Here is a 17,076-nt window from a genome sequence, read left to right as displayed (position 1 = left end):
ATTACAGCAAAATACGCAGCAACAAAAGGACAACAAAATGAAGCGAAAGTGGTATTTGTTGGGTCAATCGATTCCCGTCTGGAATCAGGCTGAGTGTTGTACTCGCAAGATGAAGTTTAAGACGCTACGAACGTCTTATCTGTTGGGTCAATGGCTTGGTATCACGTCCATTCACTGGCTGTTCGCCCTCGGATGGCTTCTCATAAACGAGCCCCCTTCGCGCTGGACGATCGATGAAGTGGTACTGATCTTGCTGAGTGCCCTATCCAGCCTGATTCTTTGCTTTTGGACGATTTACCTATTGGGCGGATATTTCCGTCCCGTGGCTCGGTATGTGATCCGGTTTCGGTTGCCCCTGTTTCAGGTGATTTATGCCTTAGGACGAGCACTTACGGTGCTGGTTGTGCTGATGGGTGCTGCGAAGCTACTGCCCGGCGTTTTGCCAGACGGGGAGTTTTTCCGCTCATCCGATCGTGAGTTTTTTTGGATCATCACCCTACTGGCGATCGCCCAGGGATTGCAATACTTTTTCTATAAATTTACCTCTGGCAGCCCGTCTCGCCACAAGGGATTGTTTGATCAAATCGAAAAAGGTCAACCGATCGATTGGCGGTATCCAATGGGCGGTGAGATTGGGATGGAGCTGCGACGATTACGCAGACTGGCCAAAAATCCCGACGGCATCGTCCCCGATCGATTTGAGGCATGAAACCCAATTCACGTATGGATAGCTTGCTTCATTATGTCGAGGTTTGAAGGATCTGGATAAATGGTGCAATCGTTTTACTCCTTGGACTGGGTGGGCAAGATGCCCACCCCACAAGAGGTTCAGCTTGCGTGGACTGGGCGGGCAAGGCTTCGGCTTGAGCTTAGTCGAAACGCTGCCCACCCCACAAGAATTTTAGTGATGCAATCCCAGTCCTCAGCGTTCTAGATTTCAGCAACCGATCGTTCAACCAATCGGCGGGCCAGGGTTTGGATGCCAGTGTGCTCGTAGTATTTGACGTAAATATCCAGGAATGCGCCGACGTAATCAGCTTTGTCCTTGGAAATATCGACAAACTTCTGCAAGCTATCCAACACCCGATCCGGAGTGAGCTGATTGCTGGAAACAAAGTTGGTCATCCAGCCCTTCGTGGACTCAAAGCTATCAATGATGAAACCGTGCTTGCTGGAGGCATTGTTGCCTGGAATCAGATCATTCACCCCTTTAAAGGTCTGGTTTTTCTCCAGATCCGACGGGGAGGTTTGCCGCATTACAGACAGAGCCTTATCGACAAAATCGGGCCCCAGCGGAATCAACCCATCAAAGCAGGTCAGGGCCGCCATCCGCATTAAGGATTCCCCCGCATAGTCCCCCAGGGCCGCCAGAAAATCACCAATACTGTCGCCGGGAATCCCATTAATTTGGCAAAAGGCTACCAGTTCCACCACCAACTTGACGCACAAATCGATGCTTTGCAGCTTTTCGGGTTTAGGGGTCAAGTGCTTGAGAATGCCCAGGAAAGAGATATCCTGGCCGACACGACCTGCCAGGGCCGCTGTACCCAGCATTCCAGAAGCAGAATCCACCGTTTGATAGAGCCATAAGGCCCGTTGATAGCCCTCGGACTTGTCGTTAAACAGCGTCACGGCCCGTTCACCAATTTGCTGAATCAGGGCTTCATCGGTTTCACCCGTCACGGTGCGAATGGTGTTGTCAAAGCCGGTTAAATTCTGCCACTGTCCGGGAATGACAAAATCGAGGGACTTGAGAGCCCGTACGGTAATGCCACCCGTTGGTAGTTGGTCAACCAACTCGTAGATTGGTTTGCTCACAACAAACTCCTTAAATCTATGTGAGGGTCATGCGTTGAGATAAAAAATTGAGAATCAAATGTAAGACTTGGATTTTAGAACTGTGAAGCTCGAAGGGTAAAGCTCAGAGAATGAAGCGATCGAGCCTGGATATATACAAACGACACCTGGCGAACGACACTGAACCATCTAAAATCCTGAAGCATTGCAGCCCTTAAGACAGTTCTGATAAACCCGCCAGATCAAACTTCTCAATCCAGGCGGCGCGGTCTTCCTTGGTAAAGGATGAATCTCGGGAAAGCACTTTGACCTGATAGCGATCGTTCACCAAAATTGCTGTAGCCGTTTGCCCTTGCTCAACCGCAGGATAGCCCGCGATCGTCATTGCGCTATTTTGAAACTTATAAGCAGCCGGAGTATCCAGTACATCATTAATTGCTAGCATGGCAACATTTTTGCCATCCTGGTTGACTTTGTATTCAGCAAATCCGTTCTTTTCCTGATAGGGCACAATGTTATACCCAGCAACCGATCGCGGGAAATACTTGTTGAAGTCACCACCACGAGCAGCCTGATCGGAAACGGCGGCAGGAGCATTGCGCCCAGAGGTTTCCTCTTGGATCTGAGTATACCGCGATGGTTCTTGCGCACTACAAGCCGACACGAACAGCACCAGGCTAAGCAGGATAGCAGCCAGTGCCCTGCGCCAACGGGGGGAAAGCATAACGTATCACTCCTGAGTGAAAGACAGAACCTCATCATTCTCGCGCACATCCTGTCCTATCGGAATACACTGCTAGGAATAGATTGCAGGAAGCTGCTTTACTCCTGGATTTCCGTTGGGCTAATGTTAACTATTAATTCAATTTGCGCCTACAGGCTACTGTTTTTTGGTAAATATTCACCTGAGATTGCAAATTGATACATTACTGAAAGACCTTTAAGGAGAAAACCTTGTTTACCCTATCTTTACTGGCTGTTGTCCCCCAGACCCTGGCTTGGAATCCCTCGGTTGCCCTGGTTATGCTGATTTGCAATATTCTTGCGATTGCGTTTGCCCGGTATACCGTTCAGCGTCAAAATGATGGGCCCTCGGCTCCTGCGTTACCCTTCCTCGGCGAAACCAGCCTGGGATTTTTAATTGGCGCAATTTGCTTTGGCCACATCCTTGGTACAGGCGCAATCTTAGGATTGTCAAACCTGGGAGTTCTCTAGGTTGGGCGAGTCTTCGTTGAATGGTGTCTTGTGGCATCACGATTCAACTGCGATCGTGTTCCTGAAGTTAAGATTCAATCTGCGTGACAGAGCGATGGGGGAGTGCCTGATTTAACTTCCAGACATTGCTTCATCGTTCTGTGACTGGCGGTTGGTTCTACGACTCACTGTTCGGTCTATCACTAACGGTTACTGGTGTTTGCCACTCTTGCACTAACGCTTCAACCTGCTGCGGATTCACCAGCGTATTGGCGCACAAAATTCCAGAGGCTGCAACGGCAGGGACACCAATTCCTGGCATGGTACTATCTCCGACCCGATACAGTCCGGCGATCGGTGTATGGCAACTGGGAAACATCCCCTTTCCGGCAGGAATCGCTGGCCCATAGGTTCCCTGGTGTCGTCGCAGGTAGTAGGCATGGGTCAGGGGTGTGCCAATTAGTTCTAAAGCCGTGCGCGATCGAATATCGGGAATGATCTTTTCCAGGGCACGATACAGCGGCTCTGCCCGTTCTCGTTTGCGATCTTCATAGGTTTCATCCCGCTTCCAGCCTTCGTAGGGTTCCAATGTGTAGGCGTGGACGACATGATGTCCTTCTGGGGCTAAACTGGCATCCCAGACGGTAGGAATTGAAATCATGCAGGTATTCCCAGGTACGGTAATCTCCTGATTCGCATCGTGAACTACGACATGATGTCCCGTTAATCCTTCTAAACCATCCGATCGAATTCCGAGATGCAGGTGCATGAAGCTATCCACCACAGGCATTGAGAGGGCATTTTTACGGTAAAAAGCGGGGGTGTCAGATGGATCGAGTAAATCATTGCAGGTGTTCCAAACCGTAGCGTTGGAAATTACGGTATTTGCCCTGAGGATTTCACCGCGCTGTAACCGTACCCCGACTACCCGACGGTTTTCCACCAAAATCTTCTCCACATGGGCATTCAGCCGTAGCTCTCCCCCCCATCGTTCTAAGCCTCGGACTAAAGCCTGGACGATTGCGCCACTGCCCCCCACAGGATAATCAATCACTGAGTTCGATCGCTCTCCTAGCATAAAGGCCATCTCTGGAGCCGCAGTGCCTTTGGCCTTCAGCCCCGATAGCAAAAAGCATTCTAGATCAATCAATCGACGCACCCAGGGATCGCGCACAAACACATTCATCACGTCGCCCGCTGAAGCTTGAAGCACGGCAATCTGGGGAATCAGCTTTAGCATGGAAAAGGGGTAGCGGGTCAGCAACAGGGAAATGGCGTTGAGATCCGATCGCAGGGTCAGGGCTGGGATGTCACGCAAGATTTCGTAGAGCCGCATCAAATCCCGTTCAAACTTCTGGTATTCCTGTGCTCCCTGGGGGGTGATTTTAGCGATTTCCTCCCGGTAGCGATCGGCGTTCCCATACACGGGAAAAGTTCCCTCTGGAAAGTGGTAATGTCCTAAGGGATCATAGGGGACGGCGGCAACCGATTCCTCCAACACATCCAGCACTTGCCGTAGCGGGTTGAGAGACTGGCGATCGCTTAATCCAGCAAAGAAAGGGGCCGGAGTCAAAGTGAAAGCCCTGCCGCGAAAAACTGTGGGCTGCTCCACCGGGAATGGCGTGGCTCTCACAAACGATCACCCGTTTACCATAGCGGGATAATAAGGCTCCAGCCGTCAATCCACCAATGCCGCTACCAATGACGATAATATCTGCCCGATCGGTCTGTTGCGCCTGCATCCGTTTGCCCCTGCTTGAGTACCCCAAATTCAGCATAATAGAATGGCTGGGCGATCTGGGGAGCCATCAGGGAGGGATTCTACACCTGGAGGATGGAATGGAAATCGGATTAGAGACACTGAATCAACTCGTTTCGTGGTTAGCGGGAGAGTTTGAGAATCAGGCGCAAGCGCTGGATCAACCTGCCTGGTTTGTCCATTTGCGGTTATGGCATCGTCCTCTACCGTTTTTGATTGACGGATATCCCGCCCTATTTGCCGAACAAGCCAATGCCCTTTACCTGGACAAGCCCTATCGTCAACGGGTCGTAACCTTTCGTCCGACTGACCCACCCGATCGCCTACAAGCCCAATACTATGCCTGCAAACAGCCCGATCGCTGGCAGGGAGCCGGAGCCAATCCCGATCGCCTGCAATCCCTGACCCTGGAGGATCTGGAGCTTTTGCCTGGCTGTCGGTTAACAGTGATGCGGCAAGATGACTGGTTCAAGGCAGACCCCGTGCCCGATACCCAATGCTGCTTTCAGTATCAGGGGGAAACCCGGCAGGTGATCCTGGGGTTTGAGGTGAGTGCAGACACCTTCCTGAGCTACGATCGCGGCGTTGATCCAAAGACGGAGCAAGCACTGTGGGGCGCAATCATGGGAGCCTATCGGTTTCAGAAACGGCAGAATTTTGGGGTGGAGTTGGTGTAAATTTGCCCTTAGTGCGAATTATGGCAACGATATGGAAACCCAACCGCAAGGGCAGCTAATGATTATTGGAGGAGCCGAGGAAACCACCGGCGAATGTCGGATTCTGCGGGAGTTTGTCCGACGATCGGGGGGCATCAAGGCGCGAATTGTGGTGATTACGGCAGCCTCCAGCATTCCCGTTGAAGTGGGGTACGAGTATGTTGAGATTTTTGAGCGGTTAGGCGCAACCCAGGTGCAGGTGATCGACACTCGCTCCCAGGAGGACGGCAACACCCTGGAACTGCTGCGGGTTGTGGCTCAAGCGACGGGGATTTTCTTTACGGGAGGCGATCAGGCTCGGATCATTCGCTCCATCAAAGACACGATTCTGGAGGATGCCCTACACAAACGCTATGGGGAAGGTGCGGTGATTGCTGGAACCAGTGCAGGGGCAGCCGTGATGCCTGACACGATGATTATCGAAGGGGATTCAGATACCAATCCGCGTATGGATGCAGTGGCGATGGGACCGGGGTTAGGATTTTTGTCGCGTGTGGTGATTGATCAACACTTTGCCCAGCGGGGACGACTGGGACGCTTGCTCTCGGCGATGCTACAAAAGCCGAACGTGTTGGGATTTGGCATTGATGAGAACACGGCTATCATTGTCAATGGCGATCGGGTAGAGGTGATCGGCGAAGGGGCCGTGACCGTTGTGGATGAGTCGGGCATTACCTACAACAACCTCGATCGCGTCTTGCAGGATGAACCCGTGGCAGTTTACGGCGTGAAGCTACATATTTTGCCAGATGGGCACTGGTTTGATTTAGCCAGTCGGCAGCCGATGGGGGAGGTTGTAGGGAGTAGGGAGTAGGGAGTAGGGAGTAGGGGCGCATTGCCATGCGCCCATGCAAGGAGTGAGGTTGAGCAAATCGTGATTCGCCCGTACAGGGGGATGAGTTGATGACCATTTGCCCAGGGTGTGAATTGCGAGCCTAATATTTCTCCACTAGTAGACTCACCCCCAGCCCCCCTGCAATGCCCATTGTGGCTAAACCCAAACGCGCCGAACTCTCCCGGCGTACCAGTTCCGTGAATAACCTTGTCACCAGGATTGCCCCCGATGCTCCGTAGGGATGCCCCAGGGCGATCGCACCTCCTCCGACATTGACCTTTGATTCGGGAATGGATAACCCATCGAGACAGGCGAGAACCTGGGCAGCAAAGGCTTCGTTGAATTCGACTAAATCAATCTGGTCAATCGATAATTCGGGGTGGCGGTTTAGCAACTTTTGCGTAGAGGCGATGGGGGCAATGCCCAATAGATTGGGATCAACCCCGGCTGAAGCCGTATCAACCACCCGCAATCCCTGAGTCAAGCCAAGCTGGTGAAAGAGACGATCGGAGATCATCAGCACCGCAGCCGCTCCATCGTTAATCGGGCAGGTGTTGCCCACGGTAACGGTTCCCCCTTCCCGAAAGGCGGGCGGCAGTTTGGCTAATCGCTCCAGGGTTAAATTTGAACGGGGACATTCATCGGTGTCAATGGAACTGGCTCCAGGCAGCCCGATCGGCACAATCTCCGACTGAAACCGTCCCGATTGGATAGAATCGATCGCCTTTTGGTGACTGCGGAGGGCGTACTGATCCTGACGATCGCGGCTAATATCGTACTTTTGCGCCACATTTTCGGCAGCGATTCCCATATCTGGATCACCAATGCCATCGGGAGAAAACTGGGCTCGATTCACAAATTGCGGCAGATCGTACAGGGATTTGGGCTTTTCCACCCGCCAGGGAGCTGTACTGACACTTTCCACCCCACCCGCAATCACCGCCTCCACCGCCCCCGATTGAATCAGCCGGGCCGCCAGACTAATTGCCTCCAGTCCTGAGCCACACTGGCGATCGATCGTCAGTCCAGGCACCGTGACCGGAAATCCAGCCGTCAACGCGGCCAACCGGGCCAAATTCCCTCCCCCTCCCACCGCATTGCCTAAAATTACCTCCTCTACCTGAGCTGCCGCCAGTCCACTATCGATCAGTAAAGCTTGCAAGACTGGAACCATGAGCTTTGCAGCGGTCAAACTCCTCAGCGATCGTCCAGCCCGACCAATGGGCGATCGGCGAGCGGCAATGATCAGAGGAATGGGGAGTGGGGAAGTGGGGGGGGGTAACCTGCCCGTATCCATAGCGAAATCAAGTTACTCCTGCTCAAAGTAGAGAGAGGAAACGATCGGTCCCTATCCAGTTGGGTACGATCGTCTCCTCTCCTTCAGCCCCTTAGAACCTATCCGCAAGTCCCATCAGGGTTTTGGATGCCAAAAACTTGAGTGAGTTTTCGGGTAGGCATTGGGGGCAAGATGTTTATCCTGTTGATTTACAGCGTCAACGACTGCGGATCGGTTTCGATGAGTTTGGCCAGATCCTTCAAGAAAGCAGCGGACTGTGCACCATAGATGATCCGATGATCGCAAGTAATATTCACCTGCATCTGGGATTTTACGCCCATCATGCCATCGGGAGTGGCCACCACCTGCGGACGGGATGCGCCGACTGCCAAAATCGCACCCTGTCCAGGAGGGAGGATGGCATCAAACCGATCAACCCCAAACATCCCCAGGTTGGAAATCGTGAAGCCGCCAGAACTATATTCATCCGGCTGAAGCTGCTTGGCGCGTGCCCGATCGACCAGATCCTTCCAGGCGCGAGATAGGGAGTAAATGTCCACCTGATCCGCATTTTGCAGAACGGGCGTAATCAATCCCCCATCCGGCATCGCCACCGCCACCGAAACGTTAATCGCCGATCGATAGTTAATCCCCTGCTCGGTGTAGTAGGCGTTGACCACAGGATGCTTTTGCAGCGTTACCGCCACCGCTTTGGCCAACAGAGCCGTCATCGTCACGCCCTTGGACTTAATTTGCTTGTACAGCTTATCCAGATTGTCCGTCGTGATGGTATAACCCACCCGGAAGGTCGGCACCTCCAGGCTCACCATCATGTTACGCACGACTGCCTGCTGTAAGGTATTCAGTGCTACAACCTGACCGGGTTGGGCGGCGGAGCTGCGGGGGCTGGGGGGCGTGCTGCAACAGCGGGAGTGAGAGCCGGAGCCGCAGGCGTTGGGGCCGGAGTGGGAACTGGAGCCGGGGGAGCCGAGGGGGGTTTACCCGCCGCCGATTCTACATCCTCTGCCACAATCCGACCGTAGGGGCCGCTGCCCTTGAGGGTACTCAGGTCTACTTTGAGTTCTTTAGCCAGCTTCCGGGCCGGGGAGAGGCGATCGTCCGGCCATTGCTCCGGGCAGAACTGGATTCCTCAGCGACGGCAGTGGCAGTGGATGGGGCAGGCGATCCCGCTTCACCCGATGCGGCTGCGGTCGATTCAGAGGAACTAGAGGAACCAGAGGAACCAGAAGAACCAGAAGCCGCTTTTTGTTTAGCCTCTTCAATTTCCGCCTCCGTTTCCGCCACCCAGGCGATCGTCATGCCAACGGCGGCCATTTCCCCAGCCGGAACCACGATCGAAGCCAGATAGCCTTCATAGAAGGATTCCACATCCATATCGGCTTTGTCAGACTCCACGATCACCACCGTTTCGCCTTTCTCAACCTTGTCTCCCGCTTCCTTCACCCATGAAACGATTTTGCCTTCGGTCATGGTGGAACTGAGGGCGGGCATAAAGATCTCGTTAATCATCGCTACAGATCTCCCCGAATCTCTTCAACAACGCCATCCCGCAGCAGAATTTCCACCTGCATTTTGCGGATCAAATTGTCTCCGGTTTCGACCCGGAAGAAGCCTTCAATTTGTCCCTGGTTGACCTCTTGATCCATTTCCAGCAACTGAACCTGCTGAAGCTGTTGCAGAATTTGATTCTTCTTTTCCAGCAGTTCACTCTTCTTCTGGTTCACCTGAACCTGAATATTCGTCATTTGCTGGGACACGATCGGGTTATCAGGGGATCCGGCTTGCTTTTGCAAATCCGCCACCATTCGCTGGCCCTGGGATTCAACCTGCTGAATCTGACCATCGAACTGATTAATTTGATTTTGTAGCTGTTGTTGTACTTCCTCTTTCCAGCGAGGCGTGACAATAACTTTTACGTTGACCGCTCGTTTGAGGAGCAAATTTGATTTGGAGACTTCCATGAGCGAGGGCAGGAGAATAATATGAAGTTAAAAAACTAACCAAACATCTTGTCGATCATATCGTGATAGCGATCCATCGCAACGGCTCGACGGACTTTTAGCGTCTGAGTTAGCATCCCATTTTCCATCGAAAAGGGTTCCAGGAGCAAACGGAACGGCCCAATTCGCTCGTCAGGACGATAGCCGGGTCGGTTTTTCACCTCCCGGTTTAATTCTTGACGGAATAGATCTTGCACTACTTTACTATCCAGGGTGATCGTTTCCTTTCCGGAGGAAGTTGGTTCTTGATCAGGCTGTTGTAACTGCAAATTTTGCTCCTCTGCCCATCCCTTCAATGCATCCAAGTTCGGGACGATCAATGCCCCCAAGGATCGCTGATCCTGTCCCACCAGCATGATCTGATCGATATAGGGACTGCGAATACAGGCATTTTCGATCGGTTGCGGTTCAATGTTTTCACCACTGGTCAGGACGATCGTATCCTTAGCCCGTCCGGTAATTACCAGATCATCCGCTGCCGTTACCATGCCCAAATCGCCCGAATCAAACCAGCCTTCTGGATCGATCGCCTTGGCGGTGGCTTCCGGGTTCTTGTAGTAGCCCTGCATCACCTGGGGCCGCGAATCAGCACCAGTCCCCTTTCCCCCACAGTCAGCGGTTGACGGCTTTCCGGATCAACAATCCGAATTTCTGTGTCCGGCATGGGTTGTCCGTCTGCGCCGCGTACATTCCGCCAGGGACGACGCACGTTGGTAATGGGAGAGGTTTCCGTTAAGCCGTACCCTCCCAGAATGTCAATCCCGACAATTTCAAAGAAATCCTCCAGGTGATCGGCGATCGATCCACCGCCGCTGACCACAAACTTAATGTTGCCGCCAGTTCCAGCCCGCACTTTGCTGTAGACAATCTTGTCCCCTAAGGCATGGAGGGGTGCTAAGGCGGTGACTTGAGCCGTTGCCCAGGCCCGTCGTGCTGGAGAAGGCTTAGGATTCTTCAGATCTAATCCCTGAACAATCCGCCGGGCTTCGATGTACTCCTGGCTCACCTCCAGAAAATAGTTGACCAATCTCCGCTTGCTGGCAGGCTGATCGCGGAATTGTTTCTGAATCCCTTCGTAAATGGATTCCCACAGGCGCGGCACCCCCACCATGTAGTGAGGCTTGAAGTTCTTAATATCTTGCTTGACGTGGCGAATGTTGGTGTAAATCTGAGTACAGCCGTGGGCAAAAATGAAATATTCAAAGGTGCGTTCGTAGCAGTGCCAGATCGGCAAAATGCTCAGGACCCGTTCATTCGGCTGCGGTTTGACCACCGCTGGACAGCCAAGGATCTGGGAAATTAAGTTGCCGTGGCTCAACATGACTCCCTTGGGCGTTCCCGAGGTGCCAGAGGTATACATCAAAGTCGCCAACGTGTCTTGCGTCTGCTGGTTAGGCTGGAGGGAATGCTGGGCCCCCAATTCCAGAATTTGCGAAAAATTCAGCACCTTGAACGATTCATCTTCCATTGTCTCATCCGACAGCAGCACCACAAACTGAAGTGGCACATCGTTCAAGCCATGCCGGATTTTCTGAAGTAGCTCTCGATCCTCTACCACCAGAGCGATCGAACCGCTATGGCGCAGAATATACAGCAGTTCTTCCACATCTGCCTGGGAACCCCGCACCACATTCACTGCCCCCGATCGCATAATCCCCTGATCGGCGACCAACCAGCGGGGGCTATTGTCGGAAAACAAGGCGACCCGTTGCGGATGGGGATCGGCATAGTCCGGCTGAATGCCTAAAGCCTGCAACCCTGAGGCAAATTGCAGCATCTGCTGGTGCAGTTCGGCGTAGGTCAGCTTGGTTTCTGGCTGGCTATGGGGATCATGGACAGCGGTAATCTGGGCAAACCGTTGAGCAACGATCGTCCAAACATCTGGCAAGGACTGAGCGCGGCTATACTCAGGATCGGGTTGATAACCCGGAACCGTAGGAACGGAGGGGCGATTCGGTGATGGGGATACAGCAGAACCCGATGGTGTGGACGGTGTCATGGAATTTTCCTCCTAACGAACGGCGGGACTCCCTCTTTATGCACTAGTGTGGCATCCGAGGGCAGTTTTGAAATTGAAAAAACTTGAAGCGATTTGGCGATCGCTATATTCCTACCCTAGGCTTCTGCACATTAAAATAGACAATTGGTTGGACGGAAACCTATCTGTCCTGCAATTCCCCGGAGGTTATTGATATGCCGAAAGCAGTTTGGAACGGTGTTGTATTAGCGGAAAGCAATCAGTGTGAAGTTGTTGAAGGAAACTACTATTTTCCCCCAGACTCGATTCAGTCTCAATACTTCAAACCCAGTGAAACCCATACCACTTGCCCCTGGAAAGGCATCGCCAGCTACTACACGATCGAAGTTGATGGCAAGGCAAACACTGATGCGGCCTGGTACTATCCCCAGGCTAAAGATGCTGCCAAAAACATTGAGGGATATGTGGCATTTTGGCGGGGAGTGAAGGTAGAAGCCTGACTCTGGGTACGATAGCTCTGAATCCCAGCTCTCAAGTTACTTCAAATTGAGAGTACGCTAGGATCAAGGATTGTAGCCTATCGATTCTGGGTGGATGAATTTGTTCGTTACAAACATTCAACCCAAAATTGGGAAAAACTATCCTGAGCGGCATTCATTTGCCGGGTCATTACTTGAGTCATCTGATACAATTCTGCTGTTTTCTCTGTGAGCGTAATGCAAGCCAACAGTCCCCCTGCCCCGTCAACGCCAGCAATTTTAAGTACCTTACCCGATCCACAAGTTTCAGATAAAGTTTGCCCTCGAAGAACACGGCAACAAATTGATCTGTTACTGCTGGCGATCGAAGCCCTTGATCTGGGTGGCTCAGAAGCCTTGCTGGTGGCAGCGAGAGACCTGGAATTGCAAGAGTTAGTGAAAAACCGGGTTGCCCTGTGGAGACTGCGAACCACCAATCCCCTGCGGCGCAATAGCCAGCGTCGTTCCATGAGTCTATCGGAGGCAAAGGCACTGGTGGTCATCACCTGTCACTTATCCCGGCGGCTGACGGTTGTGATTCGCCAACTCCTGCTGTCCTACGATCAACTCCTGGAAAAGCAGCTTTCCCCAGAACATAACCTGCGGCTGGCAAGATATCTGGAGCGGTTTCGGGCCCACTTTCGCTCCCGGATGAATCCCAAACGGGCAGCCGTCATGGCCTACACCGATGAAAGGCTGAATCAACTGGCTATGGATCTATTGGGACAGTTGTTATTCTGTACAGGAACCTTCGGAGTGCAACGGCTCTGGAGCAGCTTGTTTGATGGAGAGGTGGCATGACGATTCAACGCCAGTACAGTCTGCCCAACTGCAAATTTGTGATTGAAGGGTTACCCAACGATCATCCGGTGGATGGCGCAACCGCCCGCCCTCAGTTGTCGATGCTGACCTATGTGGAATGCCATCTAACGGGGGTGGAAAAGCCGTTAACCGGAGGGCGATCGTTTCTAGAAAGCCTGGTGAAAGCCGTCAGTGAGTATGCCCAGGATCACTTGAGTGGAATTCCCCATGCGGCTCGGCGCGATCGGCGGGATGCAGAGTATGTCCAGCTTTACCGCATTGACAAAAATTTGCATCGGCTCTCGTTGCAACCTCCCGTCACCGATGACAGCAAGGCGGGAGACTTTCCCCCTCCAATGGAAATCGACCTGACTACGGTGCAACTGTTTGACCTGGTGGAGGCAGTCGATCAACTCTATGCCGATGCCCAAACCCTGCCAGAGCTATCCCTGAACCTGAAGCCGTTGCCAAAGCGGTATGTTATCTCTCAGGAACCCATCACGAAACGGGCTGTCCCCGCAGCTCTAGGGATTTCCAGCCTGGCGGTTGCTGCCGCCGCCATGTTTTTCTTACCCACTCCAGAAATTCGTCGGACCGAAACGAACCCCGAGCCAACCACGGAGGAAACGACCCCCAACGCTACCGATCTGGATGACCCAGCGGCTCCCCCGGATACAGAAGTGGTTGATCCGCCGCCCAATTCGCCTAACTCGCCCAATTCTCCTGACGCTAATGGAGCAGGCACCAGTTCGGAACCAGGGGATTTAGATGCGATCGCTGCCACTGCTGCCAATATTTCTGATCCTGCCGAGCTAGATGCCCTGACTGCGACATTGCAAAATAATTTGTACGCCGCCTGGGCTGAAAAACCTGATCCGTCCTTCGATCAAACCCTGGAGTACCGGGTTGGAGTGGATCAAGCGGGGCAAATTGTCGGGTATCGGTTTGTGAATGAACCCGCCCTCACCTATCTGAACGAGATTCCCTTATCCGACGTGCAATTTCCCACCTCTGAAGCGGGGGGGACAGTCACGCCCGAATCCCTGGCCCAATTTCTGGTCGTCTTCCGTCCTGATGAAATCATCGAAGTCAGTCCCTGGTACGGTCTGCCGCCAGATTCAACGCCAGCCCCTCAGGAATCGCCTGGGGCAGAGCCTTAGAGTGAGGAGTAGGGGCGATTCGCGAATCGCCCCTACAGGAGTGAGGCGTAGGGTGGGCAGTGCCCACCTACAGAGATTTCAGCACCAGGGAGCGTGGATTAATCCCCCTGTGTAGCTAGACCACTTTTTGACTGGGCAGGCAAGACTTCGGCTTTAGTTCAGTCGAAACGCTGCCCACCCCACAAGAGTTGCCTACCCCCACAGGAATTTCAGGCAATTAGATTTGCATTCCTAAAGGTACTTATTGAGTAACAAGCCCAACTTCTCCTTCGTTGCCGCAGGAGCTTTATCCAACGGTGTGATGATGGCAAACTTCAGGGCTGAATGGGCATCAGAGGCAGGAGGCGTTTGGCTGAGGCGACGCACGGTTTCCTGAATCACGCGCTGGGCATTGACTGCGTTCTTTTGCAGGTTGCTAATCACCATTTCGACCGTCACACTATCATGGTCGGGATGCCAGCAATCATAATCCGTGGATAGGGCCAGGGTGGCGTAGGCGATCTCAGCTTCTCTGGCCAGCTTGGCTTCCGGTAGGTTCGTCATGCCAATAATGCTGGCTCCCCAACTGCGGTACAGATTGGATTCTGCCTTAGTGGAAAAAGCGGGCCCTTCCATACAAACATAGGTGCCACCGCGATGCAGGGTGACATCCGGCAGGTTTAAACTCTCGATCGCATCGGCCAATACTCCTGCCAGGTTATGGCAGACCGGATCGCCAAATGCAATATGGGCCACAATCCCTTCGCCAAAGAAAGTAGAAATCCGGCCTTTAGTGCGATCGATGAACTGATCGGGAACCACCATATCCAGGGGTTTGACTTCTTCCTTCAGGGAACCGACCGCAGAAGCTGAGATCAGGTACTCCACGCCCAGACTCTTCATGGCGTAAATATTGGCTCGAAAGGGCAGTTCTGAAGGCATCAGGGTGTGGTTGCGTCCGTGCCGCGCCAGAAAAGCCACCCGCGTTCCCTCCAGCGTTCCCAGGATCAACGCATCCGATGGAGCGCCAAAGGGAGTATCCACCTGCACCTCTTCCACCTCTTTGAGGGCATCCATTTTGTATAGCCCGCTACCGCCGATAATCCCAATCTTGACCGGATCTGCCATAGTTACCTTACCTGTGCTGCAATGCGTGGATCTTGTAATGCGTGGATATTCTATCAGCCTTATGGTTCTTGCCGATCAGTCAGTCCCGATCGTCACGCAACATCAATCGCGGGTCGGAGCGACTCCAGAAGATTCCCGAATCATTAACTCAGTGGGCAGCACTCTAGAGGAATGGGCAGGCACGTTTTTGAGGAGTAGTTCAGCCGCGATCGTCCCCTTTTCGATCAACGGTTGGTGCACGGTGGTCAGGCGAGGTTGAACCTGGGCAGCCAGGGGAATATCATCAAACCCCACAATCGACAGATCGGCGGGAATGCTTAACCCTAACTGCCTGGCAGCGCGCAGTGCTCCCAGGGCCAGACGATCGCTCATGGCGAGAATTCCCGTGGGGCGAGGGGTATGGCTCAAAATACGCAGGGTCGCCTGAAATGCACTCTCCTCACTGTTCCCAGCACATTCTTCGATGAGCACTGCCTCTGGATCCAGCCCAGCCTCGCAAATCGCATCCATATAACCCTGCCAGCGTTGTTGGGTGATTGGAAAGCTTGCCGTTTGAATCCGCTGCCGATCGACCCGTCCAGAGGGAACCGTGTCTTGAAACTCTAACGAAATGATCGCAAGCCGCTGATGATTGAGTTTTAATAGATGCGTTGCAGCCGTATAAGCTGCGTGGCGATCGTCGATGGCAACGGAGGGAAACCCTTTCACCGTCGGCTGATCCACCACCACCACAGGTAATTGTCGCTTCAATACCTGGGTAAATGCATCACTTTGATTCGGCAAGCAGTAAACAATAAATCCATCTACGGCAGCCTGTTGAACGGTTTGCTGCACGGAGCGATCTTCTAAAACAGGCACAATGAGCAAACTTGCCTGGGCCGTTTCACAAATTTTGGCCACCCCCTGTAAGAATGCGATCGCAGTTGGATCAGCAAAGGCATAGGAGAGAGAATCATGAAAGACTAAGCCGATTGCCCCCGTCCGTCCAGTTCGCAGCATTCGTCCCATCGGGTTTGGTGCAAGATACCCCATTTGCTGGGCAATACTCAAAATTTTGTGGCGCAATTCTGGTGAAAGCTGATCGGGACGATTAAAGGCATTGGAGACAGTGGTTCGAGAAACGCCCGTTGCCTTAGCAATATCCTTCAACGTAATAGATTCTGGGGGATGATCGTGCGTCATGCTCCTGAATGGCAGTGAAAGAGGCTCAGGACAGGTGCTGCCTTTCCAAGTTTATCCGCTCGCTCCTAATTCACTCTAATGGGGGAAAGGATTATCTTGATCGATCAAGATACGAATGTTAACATAGGGGCAACTGAATCGATTCAGAGCCAGATACCTCCATTCAGGTTACGGCATCCCTAAACTAAACGGTTCCCAGGCTAGCTACCAGCTACACCGTTTTTATTCTCTAGTTCATCTCGCACAGCTTCACTTGAAAAACTTGGGAGGTTCCCAATGAAATCGCATCAAACGTACCAACAGTGGCAGAACTACAAGGAACTGGAGCAAATTGCCGTTCCTACTCCACCGCCTCAAAATCGCCCGTTTCCAGTCCTGGCATTTCTGCATCGCGCTTGGGGGCAAACCAAATCAATCCTTGTGTTCCATCCTGAGCCGCTCGTTCGAGAAACGGTCGATCGCGCAGGTAATACCATCTGGCGAGTCTATGTTCCTGAGCAAGACACTTCAGTGCAGTTTGATTCCCCTGAAGCGGTGCAGTTCTGGTTAGAAGAACGATATCGGCGATCGAGCGATCGGTTATCTGCCCAGTACTGGTAAGGAGTCGCCAGGCAAACTAAACCTTTTGTGGGGCTAAACCTCTTGTGGGTTCAAAACTCTTGTAGGGTGGGCATCTTGCCCGCCCAGTCAGCAATGTAAAACGATCGCACCAAACAACAAAACAAAAAGGTG

Annotated in this window: 14 protein-coding genes and 3 pseudogenes; 8 read left to right on the top strand and 9 right to left on the bottom strand. The window is 52.8% G+C overall.

Annotation, left to right across the window (positions count from 1 at the left end):
• Positions 1 to 37 precede the first annotated feature (37 nt).
• Positions 38 to 709: a hypothetical protein gene (locus ACM1PF_RS13230; RefSeq protein WP_416675195.1), complete on the top strand. Its 672-nt coding sequence runs from the start codon at positions 38 to 40 to the stop codon at positions 707 to 709.
• A 221-nt stretch (positions 710 to 930) separates the two neighbouring features.
• On the opposite strand, the gene ACM1PF_RS13225 is transcribed toward ACM1PF_RS13230, so the two are convergent.
• Together ACM1PF_RS13225 and ACM1PF_RS13220 are read right to left on the bottom strand one after the other, a co-directional pair.
• Positions 931 to 1,818, bottom strand: a complete 888-nt coding sequence (locus ACM1PF_RS13225) for a hypothetical protein (RefSeq protein ID WP_416675192.1) — start codon at positions 1,816 to 1,818, stop codon at positions 931 to 933.
• A gap of 193 nt (positions 1,819 to 2,011) precedes the next feature.
• Positions 2,012 to 2,521, bottom strand: a complete 510-nt coding sequence (locus ACM1PF_RS13220) for a hypothetical protein (protein WP_416675189.1) — start codon at positions 2,519 to 2,521, stop codon at positions 2,012 to 2,014.
• Between the two features lie 230 nt (positions 2,522 to 2,751).
• Here ACM1PF_RS13220 and psaK point away from each other — a divergent pair, with 230 nt between their 5' ends.
• Positions 2,752 to 3,012 (top strand): photosystem I reaction center subunit PsaK, encoded by a 261-nt coding sequence (gene psaK, locus ACM1PF_RS13215; protein ID WP_416675187.1) that lies wholly within the window; start codon positions 2,752 to 2,754, stop codon positions 3,010 to 3,012.
• Between the two features lie 157 nt (positions 3,013 to 3,169).
• Here the strand turns inward: psaK and ACM1PF_RS13210 are convergent.
• Positions 3,170 to 4,733 (bottom strand): annotated as a pseudogene (locus tag ACM1PF_RS13210) (phytoene desaturase family protein).
• Positions 4,734 to 4,830: 97 nt separating this feature from the next.
• Between ACM1PF_RS13210 and ACM1PF_RS13205 the strand changes: the two are divergent.
• Together ACM1PF_RS13205 and ACM1PF_RS13200 are read left to right on the top strand one after the other, a co-directional pair.
• Positions 4,831 to 5,427: a chromophore lyase CpcT/CpeT gene (locus tag ACM1PF_RS13205; RefSeq protein ID WP_416675184.1), complete on the top strand. Its 597-nt coding sequence runs from the start codon at positions 4,831 to 4,833 to the stop codon at positions 5,425 to 5,427.
• A 31-nt stretch (positions 5,428 to 5,458) separates the two neighbouring features.
• Positions 5,459 to 6,280: a cyanophycinase gene (locus ACM1PF_RS13200; RefSeq protein WP_416675181.1), complete on the top strand. Its 822-nt coding sequence runs from the start codon at positions 5,459 to 5,461 to the stop codon at positions 6,278 to 6,280.
• A 121-nt stretch (positions 6,281 to 6,401) separates the two neighbouring features.
• Here the strand turns inward: ACM1PF_RS13200 and ACM1PF_RS13195 are convergent, their stop codons facing one another.
• The 4 genes and pseudogenes from ACM1PF_RS13195 to ACM1PF_RS13180 form a co-directional block, all read right to left on the bottom strand.
• Positions 6,402 to 7,598, bottom strand: coding sequence for a thiolase family protein (locus ACM1PF_RS13195; RefSeq protein ID WP_416675178.1), 1,197 nt, complete (start codon positions 7,596 to 7,598; stop codon positions 6,402 to 6,404).
• 188 nt (positions 7,599 to 7,786) lie between these two features.
• A pseudogene (locus ACM1PF_RS13190) lies at positions 7,787 to 9,107 on the bottom strand (dihydrolipoamide acetyltransferase family protein).
• 2 nt (positions 9,108 to 9,109) lie between these two features.
• Positions 9,110 to 9,559: a YlqD family protein gene (locus ACM1PF_RS13185; protein ID WP_416675176.1), complete on the bottom strand. Its 450-nt coding sequence runs from the start codon at positions 9,557 to 9,559 to the stop codon at positions 9,110 to 9,112.
• Between the two features lie 35 nt (positions 9,560 to 9,594).
• Positions 9,595 to 11,486: pseudogene (locus tag ACM1PF_RS13180) on the bottom strand (AMP-dependent synthetase/ligase).
• Between the two features lie 305 nt (positions 11,487 to 11,791).
• Between ACM1PF_RS13180 and ACM1PF_RS13175 the strand changes: the two are divergent.
• The 3 genes from ACM1PF_RS13175 (at position 11,792) to ACM1PF_RS13165 (ending at position 14,055) form a co-directional block, all read left to right on the top strand.
• On the top strand, positions 11,792 to 12,076 hold the full coding sequence (locus tag ACM1PF_RS13175) for a DUF427 domain-containing protein (RefSeq protein ID WP_416675173.1): 285 nt from the start codon (positions 11,792 to 11,794) through the stop codon (positions 12,074 to 12,076).
• A gap of 216 nt (positions 12,077 to 12,292) precedes the next feature.
• Positions 12,293 to 12,895: a DUF3038 domain-containing protein gene (locus tag ACM1PF_RS13170; protein ID WP_416675171.1), complete on the top strand. Its 603-nt coding sequence runs from the start codon at positions 12,293 to 12,295 to the stop codon at positions 12,893 to 12,895.
• Complete coding sequence (locus ACM1PF_RS13165; RefSeq protein WP_416675168.1) at positions 12,892 to 14,055, top strand: DUF4335 domain-containing protein; 1,164 nt, start codon at positions 12,892 to 12,894, stop codon at positions 14,053 to 14,055. Before ACM1PF_RS13170 ends, ACM1PF_RS13165 begins: the two co-directional genes overlap by 4 nt.
• A 231-nt stretch (positions 14,056 to 14,286) precedes the next feature.
• Here ACM1PF_RS13165 and ACM1PF_RS13160 read toward each other — a convergent pair whose 3' ends face one another.
• Both ACM1PF_RS13160 and ACM1PF_RS13155 read right to left on the bottom strand, forming a co-directional pair.
• The gene (locus ACM1PF_RS13160; protein WP_416675166.1) at positions 14,287 to 15,162 is read right to left on the bottom strand and encodes an S-methyl-5'-thioadenosine phosphorylase; all 876 of its coding nucleotides are present in this window, start codon (positions 15,160 to 15,162) and stop codon (positions 14,287 to 14,289) included.
• A gap of 102 nt (positions 15,163 to 15,264) precedes the next feature.
• Positions 15,265 to 16,344, bottom strand: a complete 1,080-nt coding sequence (locus ACM1PF_RS13155; protein ID WP_416675163.1) for a substrate-binding domain-containing protein — start codon at positions 16,342 to 16,344, stop codon at positions 15,265 to 15,267.
• Between the two features lie 276 nt (positions 16,345 to 16,620).
• Between ACM1PF_RS13155 and ACM1PF_RS13150 the strand changes: the two genes are divergently transcribed.
• Entirely contained in the window at positions 16,621 to 16,944 is a 324-nt protein-coding gene (locus ACM1PF_RS13150; RefSeq protein WP_416675160.1) for a hypothetical protein, read from the top strand.
• Positions 16,945 to 17,076 lie beyond the last annotated feature (132 nt).

Source organism: Egbenema bharatensis FJBBOT/2019, assembly GCF_048077055.1.
Taxonomy (GTDB): domain Bacteria; phylum Cyanobacteriota; class Cyanobacteriia; order Elainellales; family Elainellaceae; genus Egbenema; species Egbenema bharatensis.
This window is presented reverse-complemented; position numbering and strand designations above follow the sequence as displayed.